1 pseudogene is annotated in these 501 nt (G+C 47.1%); it reads left to right on the top strand.

The window, feature by feature from the left end:
• Window positions 1–132: pseudogene (locus tag PORUE0001_RS11110) on the top strand (acetyltransferase); the annotation flags it as partial.
• Between the last annotated feature and the right edge of the window lie 369 nt (window positions 133–501).

The raw sequence follows: 501 nt of genomic DNA, 5'->3' as shown, positions 1-501 counted from the left end.
TCTTCGATCATCAATCGTATCTCCATAGGAAAAAACACAACGATAGGAGCAGGTGCTGTAGTGACAAAAGACATTCCTGCAGACTGCGTTGTTGTGGGGTGTCCCGCTCGTCCTATCAAGTTTAAATCATAGACAGCTTATAGTATCTCTTAACCACATCTGTAAGACCAACTTCATAAGTGTGGGGAGCTGTTGGCTGTTGGCTGTTGGCAGTTGAAGGGGGGCGTCGTTTCTCTGGGAGACTTTCTTCACTAGATAATAGACTTGAGAGCCTACTCATCGTTTCCTATATATAATAACGGTAGCGGGGGGGGGACTTGGTCGGAGGATACGTCTGACGGGCTCTTCCTCCCACTAGCCTAGACTACACAACGAATATCGTGTAGTAGTTGGTGTATGCCAACTGTAGGGGTGGTGTGGAGCTTGTGTCCTACAAGTTTGGATCAGTTGTGGCGTCGCTCTTCTTTGCGATCTGTTGAGACATTTGCTATGTTGTAGCAT

Origin of the sequence: Porphyromonas uenonis 60-3 (assembly GCF_000174775.1) — a bacterium.
Lineage (GTDB): Bacteria > Bacteroidota > Bacteroidia > Bacteroidales > Porphyromonadaceae > Porphyromonas > Porphyromonas uenonis_A.
The sequence above is the reverse complement of the archived record's forward strand: the minus strand, read 5'-3'. Positions and strand labels throughout refer to the sequence as shown.